The sequence below is a fragment of the Longimonas sp. genome, assembly GCF_040409695.1.
GTDB lineage: Bacteria > Bacteroidota > Rhodothermia > Rhodothermales > Salinibacteraceae > Longimonas.
Window position 1 is genome coordinate 1 of record NZ_JARWGJ010000128.1, and the last position, 14,248, is coordinate 14,248.

Consider the following 14,248-nt stretch of genomic DNA (forward strand, 5'->3'; position numbering starts at 1 on the left):
GTGATGAGTCCGCCCTCTGTCATGAGCGCCTGTGCTGCATCAAGCGCGGCATAGGTTGTATCCGGACGGGTGATGCAGGTATGATCATGCCTGGGCAGGTATCCCAGGTTAAACATGACAGCATGTACAGGGCGTGAGACGTGTGTCCGCATGGTTTCGTGCCCGGCCTGCACGATTGTTACGCGGTCGGATACCTTTTCCTGCTCGCATCGTCGCCGAGTGGAGGCGCACGCAGCCTCTTGCACATCAAAAGCAGTTACGTGTCCGGAGTCCCCAACGTGCTTCGCCAGAAACACCGTGTCGTGTCCGTTGCCGGCTGTTGCGTCAACGGCGAAGTGACCAGGTCTGAGATGGGAAGCCATCCACTGGTGGGCGATGGTGGTAAGTGCGGGAAGAGCCATGCATAGAGCGCCTCGTGCGGCGGCTGTGATTAGGGAGAGCGCTGCCACGTAGCGTTCGCCTCTCTGGCGGTGCATGTTCCAGGTTGACAGCGTACGTGAGGCTGAGGCGCCTCAGCCCCATCCAGAATTGCTTTTTATGCTGCCCCCTGTGTTATCCAACATACTGTGGGTACGTACGACCCATGCGATACGCCAGGCCGTGTTCAATTGCCTACTCCTCAGGCTCCACCTCTACCACCCGTCCATTGGGAAGGATGCGCTCATTGGGACCGGGACGCACGGTGGGAAAGTCACTCAGGCGCATGTCAGGATCGCGGTCTTTGGGCACGTAGTGCACGTGGTCGCCATGCGGCACTTCCAGATAGGGCTGATCGGGGAAGGGGTCGATCATTTCATACACCACAAACGCGAAGAAAAAGGCCGCTAAACCGATCACAATCCAGCGGCGCATTGACCAGCCCGAGGTGGTTTTCTTGTTGGCTTGCGTCGAATCTTTCACGGGACCTTCTGCGGAGGGGGAGGGTGCAGCCATAGCGTTATGTTACCGCGATTGCCATACAGGGTGCGTGTGTATTACATACGTAGTTACAATACAGAGGGGCCTTCGTTTCTGGACGATCTGCAGATATTGCGTTTGTTCTGCTGGTGACGAATGTGCACCCTTGCCGGTGCTTCCATGTTATCTTACGGTTTGCATGCAGACCTGAGCCAGTATCTACAGGTCAGTATCCATAGATGGAGAGGGAGTCGCGCCGCATATGTATGCTTACCACAATCGCCAGGAGCAGCGTGTATGACACGAGTGCTGAGCCGCCATACGAAAGAAATGGAAGCGGTAGCCCTACAACAGGCATCATGCCCATCACCATCCCGAGGTTAATAACCGTGTGGATGAGATAGACTCCAACGGCTCCGGCTGCCACAAGACTTCCAAACGGATGCTTTGAATCGGCCCCCAGCTTAATGAGACGCAGCAGGAAGAAGCCCATCACAATCAAGACCAGTCCGCCCCCTACCAGACCAAACTCCTCGGCGATTACGCTAAACACAAAGTCCGTTGACTGCTCCGGGATATAAGCCCCCTGCGTCTGCGTGCCTTCCATGAAGCCCTTGCCCCAGATCCCTCCGGACCCAATTGCCGCCTTCGATTGCACGAGATGGAAGCCGACGCCCTGTCTAAACTCCTCCGCTTCCGGGTTTGTGAACGATATGATGCGAGCCACCTGATGGGGACGCAACACGTGTACCAGGGCAAACGAAGCAATTGCTCCTGCGGCAGTAGTTAGCCCTCCTGCAAGAAGGGTCAGCAACCGATGGCGCGTACCGATCCACATTCCGGCTGTAAAGATCACGACGACGGCCACGGCGGCCCATACACTAAGCAGACCAGCGTACAGAGCAAGTCCGGGCACGAGCATCAGCAGAATCAATGAAACGGGCAGCCCCCCCCAGAAGAGCACGATCGGGATGAGTCCGATGAAGACCAATGCGGTGCCGGTGTCGTTCTGTAGCAACACCAGCACCGCTGGTACAGCCACCAGCGCAGCGGCGCGGAGTACGTATCCGAGATGCTGAGCCGACACAGCACGTCGGTCAGAGAGCAGCCGGGCTACGGCCAGGACCGTACCAACCTTAGCAAGCTCCGAGGCCTGCAGCCGAATGGGGCCGAGGGCAAGCCAGCGCGTGCCGCCCCCCACTTCACGTCCCATGAAGATGGTAGCAACCAGAAGAACCAGCGTGAGTCCATACAGCGGGTAGGCTCCCAGCATGAGCGTGCGCGGTGTAAGCAACAGCATCCCGGCGAGCACGCCGGCTGCTACCACGAGCCAGGCAAGCTGCCGGTAGAAGTTCTGCTGCACCGACGCATGCAGATGCTCGGCGCCGGGTCCGTGCGTGCTGCTGTAAATGGCAACCAACCCCATCCCGACCAGCACAAGCCAGGACAGTACAGTCAGCCAGTCGATGTTGCGATACCAGGCGTTCATGTGTTAGCGGAGTGACGTAGGGATATGGGGTACGGCGAAGAGGTTACGGGTGAGACACTGGCACAGCCCCGGGTGCACCTTCGGGCTGCCGATCTTCCGGGCTGGTTTCGTCGGGCGCCTCAGGCTGCTCAAGCGGTTCACTGCGCTCTTCGTTGATCACGCGGTCCATCCAGTAGCGCCGCTCCCAGGTATCGGCAATGGTGCCGGTCAGGTACTGCTCGGCCATGAAGCTTGCGATGGGACCTGCGACCGATCCGCCGTACCCGGCATTTTCCACAGCAACGGCAATGGCGATCTCAGGGTCGTCGTACGGTGCGAACATGATAAACACCGAATGATTTTCGCCGTGTGGGTTCTGCGACGTTCCTGTTTTTCCTGCGCTTTCGATACCCGGTATGTTGAGCCACTGCCCGGTTCCGCTCTCCATCACACGTCGCATCCCTTCGCGCACCCGATCCATGTACGCCGGTGAGACGCCAATGGAAGAAGATGGAGGCGGCTCGGCCAGAATCCGTTCGCCGGTGGATGGGTGCTCCGCGTATCGCACAAAGTGCGGCGAGGGCAAGGAGCCGCCATTCGCCAGCGCAGCAGTATACCGCGCCATCTGAAGCGGCGTTACGCTCATATCTCCCTGCCCGATACCCAGGTTCACCGTATATCCGGCAGTCCACCGCCCGTACGTGCGGTTGAAGTACGAGGAGTCTGGAATCAGACCGGGCAGCTGGTTGCCAATGTCGAAGGGAGCATGCTCTCCGAACCCAAACTTGCGAGCCCAGTCGGCCCACGTATTTACATCGAGCTTCATCATCACGTCGTAATACAACGTGTTGCACGACACCTCCATCGCCTTTTCGAGCGAGATGCGTCCGTGGTTTTTGCTCTGGTGATTCCGAAAGACACGATTCCCGACGCGGTATCCGGCCGGACAGTTTACAAGCTGATTTTCGGGGATGATGCCTTCTTCGAGTCCGACAAGCGTCATGAACGGCTTCCAGGTAGACCCTGGCGGAAATCCGCTCATCGTAGCCCGGTTGTAAAGCGGATCTTCGGGGGCAGACCGCAGGCTATCCCATACCGCTCCCGGCACCGCACTGGCAAACAGGCTGAGGTCATAGTCGGGATGACTCACGAACGAAATGATCTCCCCCGATGAGGGATCGAGCGCTACAGCGGCACCGCGCTTGTTTACGAAAAGCGACTCGGCCAGGGCCTGCACTTCGTGGTCGATGGTAAGATGCAGGTCGTAGCCGCTCTGCGGAGTGCGGTCTTCCTCGCCACCCCGGTATGACTGCACTTCCATCCCCCGAACATCAACCACAACAAACTCGCTTCCATAACTACCGCGCAGTTCCGACTCAAAAGCTGCTTCTATGCCCGTAATTCCGATGCGGTCGCCCGGACGGTAGCCCTCAGAGCGCAGCCGGGCCAGGCGCGTCTGGTCGATCTCACGCACGTACCCCAGTGCATGAGTTGCTTTCATCGGAGTATGGTAGCGGCGCCGAGCGCCAACGTCGAAAGACACCCCAGGAAGCCGGTATAGATTCTCCTGGATGCGGCTGTATGTCTCAAAGTCCAGGTCCGAGAAGACGCGGCTTGGGCGAAGCGACGACCAGTCGCGTGCCTCCTGCAGTCGCGACGTAACGACAGAGTCCGGAACGCCAAGTAGCTCAGCCAGCTCCGGAAGCGTCTGCTCGTCGACATAGCGCGGCGTTAGCATCAGGGTATAGTTGGGGGCATTGTCAACCAGCAGCGTACCGCCCCGGTCGTATAGCGCCCCCCGGGCCGGCATCACCGGCCGTTCACGTACTGCGTTGCTTTGCGATGTACCCCAGTAGGTTTCGCTATCGAAGACCTGCAGATAGACGAGCCGCCCTGCAAGAACGAAGAAAACCGTGAGTACAGCTATCGCAAAAAGCCGGACACGAAGGCGATATGATTCCATTACGTCGGGGTGGGGAGACGCGTCGAACGAAAAAGATAGGCAGTAGAGACATGTATCCTACGTTTAGGCACTAAACAGTTCCCTTTTCAAGGCTTCTGGAAAGGCTTCTGCATATCAAAACACACATCCTACTGCACATCTGACTCCACATTCGAAAGCCCCTCAAAAGAACCTGGTGTATCTCTACTATACCTCTGCAACCTGTAGCTTATCCACCATGCGGCCCGGTGCATAATTGGGATGCTTATTCTCATTACGTCCAAAACTATGCCATCAGCAATACACGTCGTCGAGCAACGGGTGTAGTGAGCTTTTCTTTTACAGGATGCTTTACGCAATGCCCTGCCCGATACGTAGGCAGCAACATGGCAGCAACATGGCAGCAACATTGACCCACACCAGTTTAGGAGCTATTGCCGCCGGGTGGAGGATCGGGACGTTCGGGCGGGCTTTCAGGAGGATTTCCGGGGGGATCGTTGGGCGGCGTATCGGGCGGTCCTCTTCGCGGGTCGTCGGGAGGCCCTGCATGCTCAGGGGGACCTCCTCCGGGAATCCCGCCACGAAAGAGCGTTCCGAGGACCTGAGGGGCAGGCTGTCCGCCGCCGATGGCACCCGCTGCATGACGAGCAAGCGTGCGCACCGGCTGTTCGTTCTGGCGGCGCGCCTGCTCAAGAGCATGGGGCAGTTGGCGGATGGCAGAGGGGTCGTATTCGGCCTCTACTGCTGCATATGCGAGGCGGTGCCCGGCGCTTGCAGGCTGATCGGCATCAGGGAGTTGAGGGAGCACCCGAATGGCGGATTCAATCTGCGACACAGCAATAGGACGCGCCGACACGGCCTCGGGGAGCGCCGTCAGCCATGCTTCGGCAACTTCAAGCGAGAGATTTTGCTGACGCGCAGCGGTTACGCCTCGAATGAGCGCGGTGCGGTCTTCAGAACCCCGACGCGATGCAGATGAACCCAGCACATCGGCCGCTCCCTCACTGGCCAGCCAAGCATCTACTACGCGCCCGGCCTCTTCGGTGTGCGTACGAAACGTTTGCAGCACGGGCTGCATGCGAGCAGGCGGTACATTCTTCGCAATCCCCTCTAATGTTTTCGTGAGCAGCGGTGCTCCCGGAAGATCGTTTTCGGCAAGCTCAATCGCAGGGGTTATCACACCGCGAATCGCATCTTCCGACAGCCCGCGCCGTTCGCCACGCTCAACAACCGACTCAAGCAGATTAGCGCTGAGCCCTGCAGCGCTTCCCCGGTTAACAAGTGCATCCAGGTCAGATGCTTGCCCTGCTGCGGCTAACGGCCCTATCGCACACGCTATGAGCAACACGCAGAGCATCTGCAGCGCTCGTTCTACATGTCTGCTATGCCTGCCACAAAGGGTATCTGACATTGTACTCACGAATCTATCGTAATTATCCCATTGGTGCCGCCAAACGAATCGTCTTCCGTTTCTGCATAGTCGGGCAGTTCAACCCACTGCGGCGTGTCTTCTACCGGATCGAAGTGGTGTTCGACAGCGTGCACACGGAACGCGTAGCGTCCGGGTGTTAGGTAGAGTACAGCCTCATGGTGCCCGTCTCTTGTTGGCATGAGCGGAATGCCGGGCAGCGCCCACTCGTTGAAATCGCCGGTGAGGTAGAGAGAGGCTGCGTCTGGAGCTGGAATGGATACACGGATGGCAGCCCCTTCAATATGCCATAGCTGCTGGCGCGTTGACGACGAAGCGAATCGCTGTGCCAGAACGGCTGACGTACGCATCCGTAAGCCTGCCCCTACATGAAAGGTAGTCGCACCCGCATCCTGCCCGGCATAGGTCGCATGCGCATGCGTAAACACGTCGATCGAGCGCGTGGGCTGCCACATCGCTTCAACCCCGGAGCGGCCACGGCGCGTTTTCTGCGTCGTGGTGGTCTGCTGACTTGTAGGTGCCGTGCGGTTCTCTGTCAACACGTAGCGGCTTTGCTCACCTGCTACGTTGGCCGTGATTGACCACGCTGGATGCGGCCACCAGGTAGCTGCAATGCGTGCTCCCGCTCCATTACTCTGCTCTGATGCCTCCGCAGACGTATTCTGGCTCCGGTACGCTCCTGCGGTTATCCGCAAGTTGTCTTGAGCCCACCAGTGTATGGCAGCCTGCCCAACAAGCGTTGCTCGCCAGTCGCTGAACTGGGCTGTACCCCTTGCGTCATCTCGCTTGATTCGGCGCGTAGCCCCACCTGCGAGCACGTCGAGACGCACCCGTTCGGCAAGTTGCCCCCGAACAGTAGGAAGGGCCCACAATCCTTGCTGCTCAGTCTGCAGTTGATAGCGTCGCATTCCTGTGGTCAGCCCGACCCCGATACGCTCTGAGATGTCATACATCGCGTGTGCATCAGCCTGTGCAAGAAGCCATTCTACCGACTCTGCGCGTTCCGGATCGCCGCCTCGCAGGTCGCTGCGCGTGCGGATCTGCGCATACGCCCGAAACCGTGTGTCCGTCCACGACAGGGCTGCCGCAGGCGAAACTCCGAGGAACGCAGGCCGAATGGTAGGATCCCAGATACGAAGCATTGGATCGCTATATGGATTCGTTTGATATCCGGCCGTTACTGCTACCTGAGCTGCTCCATGCAGCGTCTGAGCAGTCACCGAAAGCGGGAATGCCCAACATGCAAGCAAAAACGCCCATCCTGCTGTGCGCGCCATGTACTTTGTGGCGCGCTTCAATCCACCGACGAACAAATCAGATATATTCAACAGGCTGCATACGATTCGGTTAGCAGTGCTTCGCATCAGTAGCTATACTCGCCAGCTACTGGAAGTACTCTCAACCGAATGAATGCATCTATAGATTCAGCACAGCATTCTGAGCTCCGAATCCGTCGTCTCGCTGCTCTACCGCATATGGATCCGTTACCCACTCTTCGTCATCGATGAGGTACATGTACTCATGTTCACCACGCTCCATCGAAATCAGACCTGTCCATACCGTACGACCGTCTGCGAGCGTGCGTGGCACGAGGGGCTGGGGCTCCCAGTCGTTGAAGTCACCAGCTACGGCGACCGAGGTGGCCTGTTCGTGTGGGTAAACGAACCGCGCCCAAACCTGTGGTGCACCTTGCTGTGTTGCCCCAACCGGATGCGTCACTGCTTCTGTGGATGCATACGTGGGTGCATCCTCTTCGGTAGCTATCCACGTGCTATGGCTGTACAGCCCGGCCACGAAGGTAGCCGCACATAGCAGCAGCACGGCGAGTCCACGAGCCAGTTGAGCGCTTGGCAGTTGCCATCCTGTAATCCACGCGTTGATCCACACGCCGACTGGCCGACGGAGGAGCGATTGGGCTTTCGCTGGCTGCGCTTCATGGTGCCCTTGTGCGTGTAGCACCTCTTTTTGTAGCGCCTCTACAGTGCGCTCTGCAAACGCCTCTGGGATAGCAGGCGCTTGCATCTGGTCGAGGGCGTTCCGCATCCGATGTTCGCGCACGAGCAGGCGGCGCGCTTCCGGCGCATCAGCAATGCAGTGCAGCGCATCAGCAGCCTCGTGTTCACGCAGATCGCCATCAATGAGACGCTGCACCAAACGGTCGGGGTCATTCGTCATCGGTTCTTCCAAGGTGCGTTTGAAGCTTTTTACGGGCGCGGTGTACACGTACCTTCAATGCGCTAACCGACACATCCATACGGTCGGACATGGCCTGATACGTGAGTCCATCTCGGTATTTGAGAAGGAACGGAACTGCATAGGTTGGCGAGAGCGCTTGAATCGCTTTCCATATGCGTTCGGACTCCTCCGATTGCATCAGCGCGGTGTCGCTCCCGGTCTGATTTCGGTCTGGCAGCCGACCGGCTTCCGTCTCTTGGTCAGTGAACGCGTACGTGTCGCGGCGTCGGTTCTTTGCGTAGTCTCGGCACCGGTTTAGAGCAATGCCGTATAGCCAGGAAGCAAATCGACTGGGCGTATCAATACGATCAATGTGCTGAAATGCCCGCAGAAATACATCCTGGGCCAGATCGTCGGCATCGCTCGAAACTGCTGCGTACTGGGTTGTAAGTTCAAAGACCATGCGTTGATAGCGCTCAATCAGCCGCTCGAACGCTTCACGGTCTCCGGCCTGTACCTGGTTCACTAAGGTAGCATCAGAACGCGAATCTGGCATGTACCGTATCACTTGATATACCGGCGCAGCCCCTGGCCAATACACGGCCAGAGGCTCTGCGCACGGCACTGACAGGGGGGGATTGTAGCAGAATCAAGCAGCCGGTCCCAGCAGTCTGTTAAGACTCCGCCTGCTTGGTGTGTATACTGCTATGAATCCTCCCCGTTGTCAGAATCGGTATCGTCATCATTGTCTTCGTCATTTTCATCTCCATCAAGATCTTCTTCCTCACCATTGACCACCATGGCTTCTGCCTTGACGACAGGCTTGAAGATGAACGACCCACTTTCCCCTGCTTTGACGAACGACTCTTCAATGTCGAAGTCGAGCGTCAACTCAATGCGATCGCGTTCGCTCTCAACCGTAAACGGCGGGAAGTTAACTTTCACACCTGTTTCAGCTGCACTGGGGAGCCGCAGGTTGGCTTCCTGCGCATTGCCTTCTTCATCTTCATAGAGCACATCGGCCTCGCGCGCTGTTACCAGTCGGATCTGGCTGTATGTACCTTCTGGTAGGGTAGTCGACGCCATGAGCGTATCTACGCCATCCTGCAATTTTGTAAGGTCGACCGTGAACGCATCGACATCCAGTACCGAGATCCCTCCCTCACGGGCCTCTCCCTCGGCAGCCTCACTCGCCGGAACAACAGCTACCCTCTCAATTGTGACAAACGCTTCAATGATGTCGCCTGGGGCATCCGTAAGATAGATATCTATCTGTCCTCTCTCATCTGCATCTGACTCGAACAGGTCGCATCCAGTGTAGGCAACCAGTCCGGCAGCCAGAATTAAGACCAGACCCAATTGTGCGATAAATCGACGCATAGTTCGACGCATAATATACAAGTCTTCTTCTGTGTAGAGAAAAAAGTGCGCGATTGTCTCTCTGTCTCAGTAAAATCCGTCAACAGGACTTGACCAGAGCAGCTGGTTCGCTCTGACACAACTGCTTCGGAATACTGCTACTGAAACCGTCCGACAATACGCCCAATGGAAGAGCGAGCCGCTCCATAGTTACAAGATATAATGTAACGAAAAAGCAACGCCCCACAGGTCGATGTCTGGCCGTAGCAGCGGTGCGTGCCGATTTCGCTGCGCGGGAATGGGAAGCAGGACCGCGTATTCTGCCACAAGGCGATCAGAAGCGGCAGAGGGAAGTCCGCACATGCTGTTAGTTGAGATAATAATTGTACCCTCCAGAACGATCTGTCATACCCGTGCCTTGTCATAATCTGTGTTGAACGACGCGGTGTATGTCTGCTGTACTTCAGATCAACCACCGTTTGCAGGATACAACAGACCAGACATAGCGTAAACGAGCCCAGCACGCGATAGGCTGCCAAGCCTCTACCCCTTCATTCCTGTCCGCCTGCCGCAGTGTGGAGTTGCCCCGGTCTGCAGGCACCCCGACCCGGCCCTGCCTAAACTCTGTAACATTCTGCAACGCCAGGCTACAACATAATCAAAAGCTACAACCATGAAGGAAGAATCAAGCGACCCGTAAGGTCGTTGGAGTAACGACGTAGTTTTCAACTTGTACCCCGCACTCACATGTTGCGCTCATTTCGCACAGTCGGCATCCTCGTACTGCTGGCCCTTTTCGTAGCCATTGAGCCCGTTGCGGCCCAGTACTTTGGGCGCAATAAGGTGCAGTACGATACGTTCGACTTTCGACAGTTCGACACCGAACACTTCCAGATTTTCTTCTACCCTGAGAAGCGTGAGGCTGCCATTGATGCGTCGCGCATGGCCGAACGCTGGTATCGGCGGCACTCGCGGAGCTTTCTGCGCGAGTTCGACGACCGTAAGCCTCTGATCTTCTATGCCAATGATACCGATTTTCAACAGACCAATGTTATTCGTGGCAACATTGGCCAGGGTACCGGTGGCGTTACGGAAGCACTGAAGGAACGCGTCATCATGCCCCTGACGGGCTCGTACCAGGAAACGGATCACGTGCTTGGTCATGAACTGGTTCATTCCTTTCAGTTCGATATCGCTCTTCGGGGGGATACGCAGGGCTTTGCCATTCAGCGCCTTCCCCTCTGGCTCGTAGAGGGGATGGCGGAGTATCTCTCGCTTGGCCGCGAGCATCCACACACAACCATGTGGCTGCGCGACGCAGCGCTGCGTGACGACCTGCCGACGGTCGACCAGATGACCCGCGACATGTTTTCGTACTTCCCATACCGCTTCGGACAGGCGTACATGGCGTACATCGGCGGTAAGTATGGCGACTCAGCTGTAACGAATCTCTTCAAACTAAGCGGGCGCGTTGGCGTCGAAACAGCTTTCACCTACGCACTGGGCACAACAACCGACTCGCTCTCTACAGAGTGGCAGCAGGCTGTCAAAGATGCCTACATGCCGCTTATGGAAGGACGTACCGACCCTGCCGATGTTGGCGAGCCGGTTCTTGGCGAAATCGGAGCCGATAACCAGTTTTTCGTGTCGCCCTCTATCAGTCCGGATGGACGATACGTGGCGTACATCTCGCGGCGCAACCTCTTCACGACCAACCTTTTCGTGGCTGATGCCCGCACGGGCGAGGTCGTACAGCAGCTGCGCAGCACCCGGTCGAATCCGCACTTTGACGCCCTACGGTTCATCAACTCGGCGGGCTCCTGGTCGCCTGATGGACGCAGATTTGCATTTGTGACATTTACGCAGGGGCGTAACGAGATTAACATCTTAGATGTTGAATCTGGACGCATCGACCGGCGCATTCGAGTTGGTGAGGTTGGCGCCATTCAGAACCTTGCGTGGGCGCCCCGCGGCGACGAAGTTGCCTTTACCGGCATTGAAGGAGGGGTTAGCAACCTTTACACCGTAGACATCAATACGAATGAGGCTCGGCAGCTTACCAACGACCGGTTTGCCTATCTCCAACCTACCTGGTCGCCCGATGGGCAGACCCTTGCGTTTACCACGGATCGTGGCGTAGACGGCACCAACTTTGAAACGCTGCAGTTCGGAGACTATCGCATCGGATTTATCGATATCGAAACGCGCGAAATTAGCAGCCTGCGTCCCTTCCAGCGCGGTATGCACCACAATCCGCAGTATGCCCCTGATGGACGCAGTATCTACTTCGTTTCTGACCAGGATGGCTTTAAGGATGTTTACCGCTATGCTCTCGACGAGGAAGAGGTCTATCGTGTAACAGATGTTAAAACAGGCGTGAGCGGCATTACCGCGCTGTCCCCCTCAATGTCGGTCGCGCAGCAGAGCGGACGCATGACGTTTTCGGTCTTTGCCAACGGGGGGTACTCTATTGTCGGCCTCGATGGCGACGACCTGGTTGGCACGCCGATGGGCACCACGCCTGTGGCTGCCCAGGGTATGCTGCCTACGTTCGACGGCATGACCGTGGAGCGCCTCGACGTAGCTCCACCGCTCATCGAGGATCCTGCTCCAGCTACCCCAGCTCCGCTGTTTGGCGTGATGCCTGAAGCGCTCCGTGCAGCCATTCATGGCAGCCCCGACAGCGCGCTGGCAGACACTGCTGTTACGCCATCAGTTGTTACGCCCCCGGCCGATACGACCGAAGCCCCCATGCGCCCGGCTGAGCCGCTGGCCTCCTCTTCGGCTGTGCCGGCTCCGGCCCGTATCTTGCCCCCTTCTGCAGCGCTCAACGACGGCCTCGTTGCCGGCTACCTCGACGATCCGCTCACAGGGCTTCCTGAACCCGGCCCGATCGATGAACAGAGCTACAGCCGCCGCCTCCAGCTTGACTATATTGCGCCCCCTCAGGTGGGTGCTCAGGTGGGTGGGCGCTTCGGATCCCAGGTTGTGGGCGGTGTCGGGTTTTTCTTCAGCGACATGCTCGGCGACCAGTCCATGAGCGTGTTCGTGCAAGCCAATGGCACCTTCAAAGATATTGGCGGTGGTCTCTTCTACCAGAACCAGCGCACGCGACTCAACTATGGCGGTGGGGTCTCGCATACGCCGTCGCTGTTCGGCCAGGTAGCTTTCGACCAGCAAACCGGTGAGTTCATTCAGATTCTGCAGCGCATCTTCCGCACGCAGGCATTCGGGCAGCTGACCTACCCGGTTTCGCAGACGCGGCGGTTTGAGCTTATCGGCGGAGCGACTCGCTTCGGGTTCGATATTGAGGCGCTTGGCATCAACCAGTTTGGCCAGGTGCGAGAACGCGACCTCAGCGACCGGGAGCCTGATACGATCTATCTTGCTCAGATCGGACTCGCATACGTTGGCGACTTCTCAAACTTCGGCTTTACCTCGCCGCTCGATGGCGGACGCTACCGTTTTCAGGTGACGCCCCAGGGCGGGTCGCGCAACTTCGTTTCTATTCTTGCCGACTACCGGCGCTACCACTTTGTAGAACCGGTCACGTTTGCCGGACGCATTCTGCACCAGGGCAACTACGGCGCCCGGTCGCGCCTCACCGGGCAGATCGAAGACGGCTTCATTCGTGAAACGCTTGGCGACCCCTACCAGCTTGGCTTCGTTCGTGGGTACGCCTTCAGTTCTATCTTCAGCGATGACCTCTGCCGTGTCAACCCGAACCGCGAGGGGTGCAATATCGACCGCCTGATCGGCACACGCATGGGACTGGCCAGCGCCGAGATTCGCCTCCCGTTCCTTGGTACCGACCAGCTGGGCTTGATCAACTTCCCGTATCTGCCTACCGAGTTGGTAGCGTTTGGCGATGCCGGCATTACCTGGACTAACGAAGACCTGACGAGCTTCGAGTTCTCGACGACGACTACAACCCCCGAAGGCACCACGCCGGCACGTCCGGTGTTCAGTACCGGCGTATCGGCCCGTGTTAACCTTCTGGGAGCTCTCATTTTCGAGATGTTTTATGCCCGCACGTACCAGCGCGCTACCGACTGGAACTTTGGGGTGGTGTTGCGTCCTGGGTGGTAGGCTCTGCAACCCATTGCCCACGCATGATCGTGGCGCACGCACCGGTAAGCATGACGCGATCGCCATTGGGCCCTTTGGGCAGGTGGATGCGCACGGTGCCGCCCCGCGCTGAAATCTGGCGCCCAACCAGCTGAGCCGTGCTCAACTCCCGGCCCCAGTACGGACCCAGCGCACAGTGGGCAGACCCGGTTACCGGATCTTCGGGCACGCCAACGCGCGGTGCAAAGAATCGCGACACAAAGTCGTGCGTGCCATTGCCCGTGGCCTGCGCTGTCAGGATGACGCCACGGGTCTCGACCCGCGCCAGCACCTCCATGTCCGGGCGGGCCGCCTGCACATCGCCCGGCGTATCGAGCCGGATCAGCCAGTCGCGCGCCGACCGTCCGGTGTAGGTTGGAGCAGATACGCCGCAGGCCTCGACCAGTCCATCGGGGAGTGGTGTTTCAGCAGGAGGGTCTGCCGGAAAGTCGAGCGTGATGCGACCGGCTGCTGTATAGCGTGCCGTTAGCGTTCCGCTTGCCGTGCTGAACGACACTGACTGGCGCGCATCCGATTGGGCGTGTTCGCGGAGCGCGTGCGCTGCAGCGAGCGTAGCGTGCCCGCACAGGTCGACTTCGTCGGTGGGCGTGAACCAGCGCAGACGGGGCTGCTCGGCCTCGCATCCAATAACAAAAGCAGTTTCGGAAGCCCCCACCTCGTGGGCTACCTTCTGCATCCACGATGCTGGGGCGGGGGCATCCAGCAAGCATACGCCAGCCGGATTACCCGCAAAGGGGTGATCGGTGAATGCATCTATGAGGAAGAAAGAAGTTGACATATGGTCGGGGTTGGGAACCAATAGGACGGTGCATTAGATTGCATACTGACCTTCCTCTTTAGTTGTCCCGGT

General features: G+C 58.2%; 11 protein-coding genes. 1 reads left to right on the top strand and 10 read right to left on the bottom strand.

Annotated elements, in window-relative coordinates:
• From mnmM to PPP56_RS08025, 9 genes are all read right to left on the bottom strand, one after another.
• A partial coding sequence (mnmM, locus tag PPP56_RS07985) for a tRNA 5-(aminomethyl)-2-thiouridylate-methyltransferase MnmM (protein ID WP_353563515.1) occupies positions 1-401 on the bottom strand: 401 nt, incomplete at its 3' end.
• A gap of 211 nt (positions 402-612) precedes the next feature.
• The gene (locus tag PPP56_RS07990) at positions 613-933 is read right to left on the bottom strand and encodes a hypothetical protein (protein ID WP_353563516.1); all 321 of its coding nucleotides are present in this window, start codon (positions 931-933) and stop codon (positions 613-615) included.
• A gap of 190 nt (positions 934-1,123) precedes the next feature.
• Positions 1,124-2,386: a rod shape-determining protein RodA gene (gene rodA, locus PPP56_RS07995; protein WP_353563517.1), complete on the bottom strand. Its 1,263-nt coding sequence runs from the start codon at positions 2,384-2,386 to the stop codon at positions 1,124-1,126.
• 43 nt (positions 2,387-2,429) lie between these two features.
• Positions 2,430-4,328 (bottom strand): penicillin-binding protein 2, encoded by a 1,899-nt coding sequence (mrdA, locus tag PPP56_RS08000; protein ID WP_353563518.1) that lies wholly within the window; start codon positions 4,326-4,328, stop codon positions 2,430-2,432.
• 403 nt (positions 4,329-4,731) lie between these two features.
• Positions 4,732-5,655, bottom strand: a complete 924-nt coding sequence (locus PPP56_RS08005) for a hypothetical protein (protein ID WP_353563519.1) — start codon at positions 5,653-5,655, stop codon at positions 4,732-4,734.
• Between the two features lie 68 nt (positions 5,656-5,723).
• Positions 5,724-6,878: a glycogen-binding domain-containing protein gene (locus PPP56_RS08010; protein WP_353563520.1), complete on the bottom strand. Its 1,155-nt coding sequence runs from the start codon at positions 6,876-6,878 to the stop codon at positions 5,724-5,726.
• 274 nt (positions 6,879-7,152) lie between these two features.
• Positions 7,153-7,923, bottom strand: coding sequence for an isoamylase early set domain-containing protein (locus tag PPP56_RS08015; RefSeq protein ID WP_353563521.1), 771 nt, complete (start codon positions 7,921-7,923; stop codon positions 7,153-7,155).
• Complete coding sequence (locus PPP56_RS08020; RefSeq protein WP_353563522.1) at positions 7,901-8,467, bottom strand: RNA polymerase sigma factor; 567 nt, start codon at positions 8,465-8,467, stop codon at positions 7,901-7,903. The genes PPP56_RS08015 and PPP56_RS08020 overlap by 23 nt, the downstream gene beginning before the upstream one ends.
• 149 nt (positions 8,468-8,616) lie before the next feature.
• The gene (locus PPP56_RS08025; protein ID WP_353563523.1) at positions 8,617-9,291 is read right to left on the bottom strand and encodes a DUF4382 domain-containing protein; all 675 of its coding nucleotides are present in this window, start codon (positions 9,289-9,291) and stop codon (positions 8,617-8,619) included.
• Positions 9,292-10,017: 726 nt separating this feature from the next.
• Here PPP56_RS08025 and PPP56_RS08030 point away from each other — a divergent pair.
• Positions 10,018-13,359 carry a peptidase S9 gene (locus PPP56_RS08030; RefSeq protein ID WP_353563524.1) on the top strand — a complete coding sequence of 1,114 codons (3,342 nt, stop codon included), beginning with the start codon at positions 10,018-10,020 and terminating at the stop codon, positions 13,357-13,359.
• Here PPP56_RS08030 and PPP56_RS08035 read toward each other — a convergent pair.
• Positions 13,316-14,176: a PhzF family phenazine biosynthesis protein gene (locus tag PPP56_RS08035; protein WP_353563525.1), complete on the bottom strand. Its 861-nt coding sequence runs from the start codon at positions 14,174-14,176 to the stop codon at positions 13,316-13,318. The genes PPP56_RS08030 and PPP56_RS08035 overlap by 44 nt on opposite strands.
• Positions 14,177-14,248 lie beyond the last annotated feature (72 nt).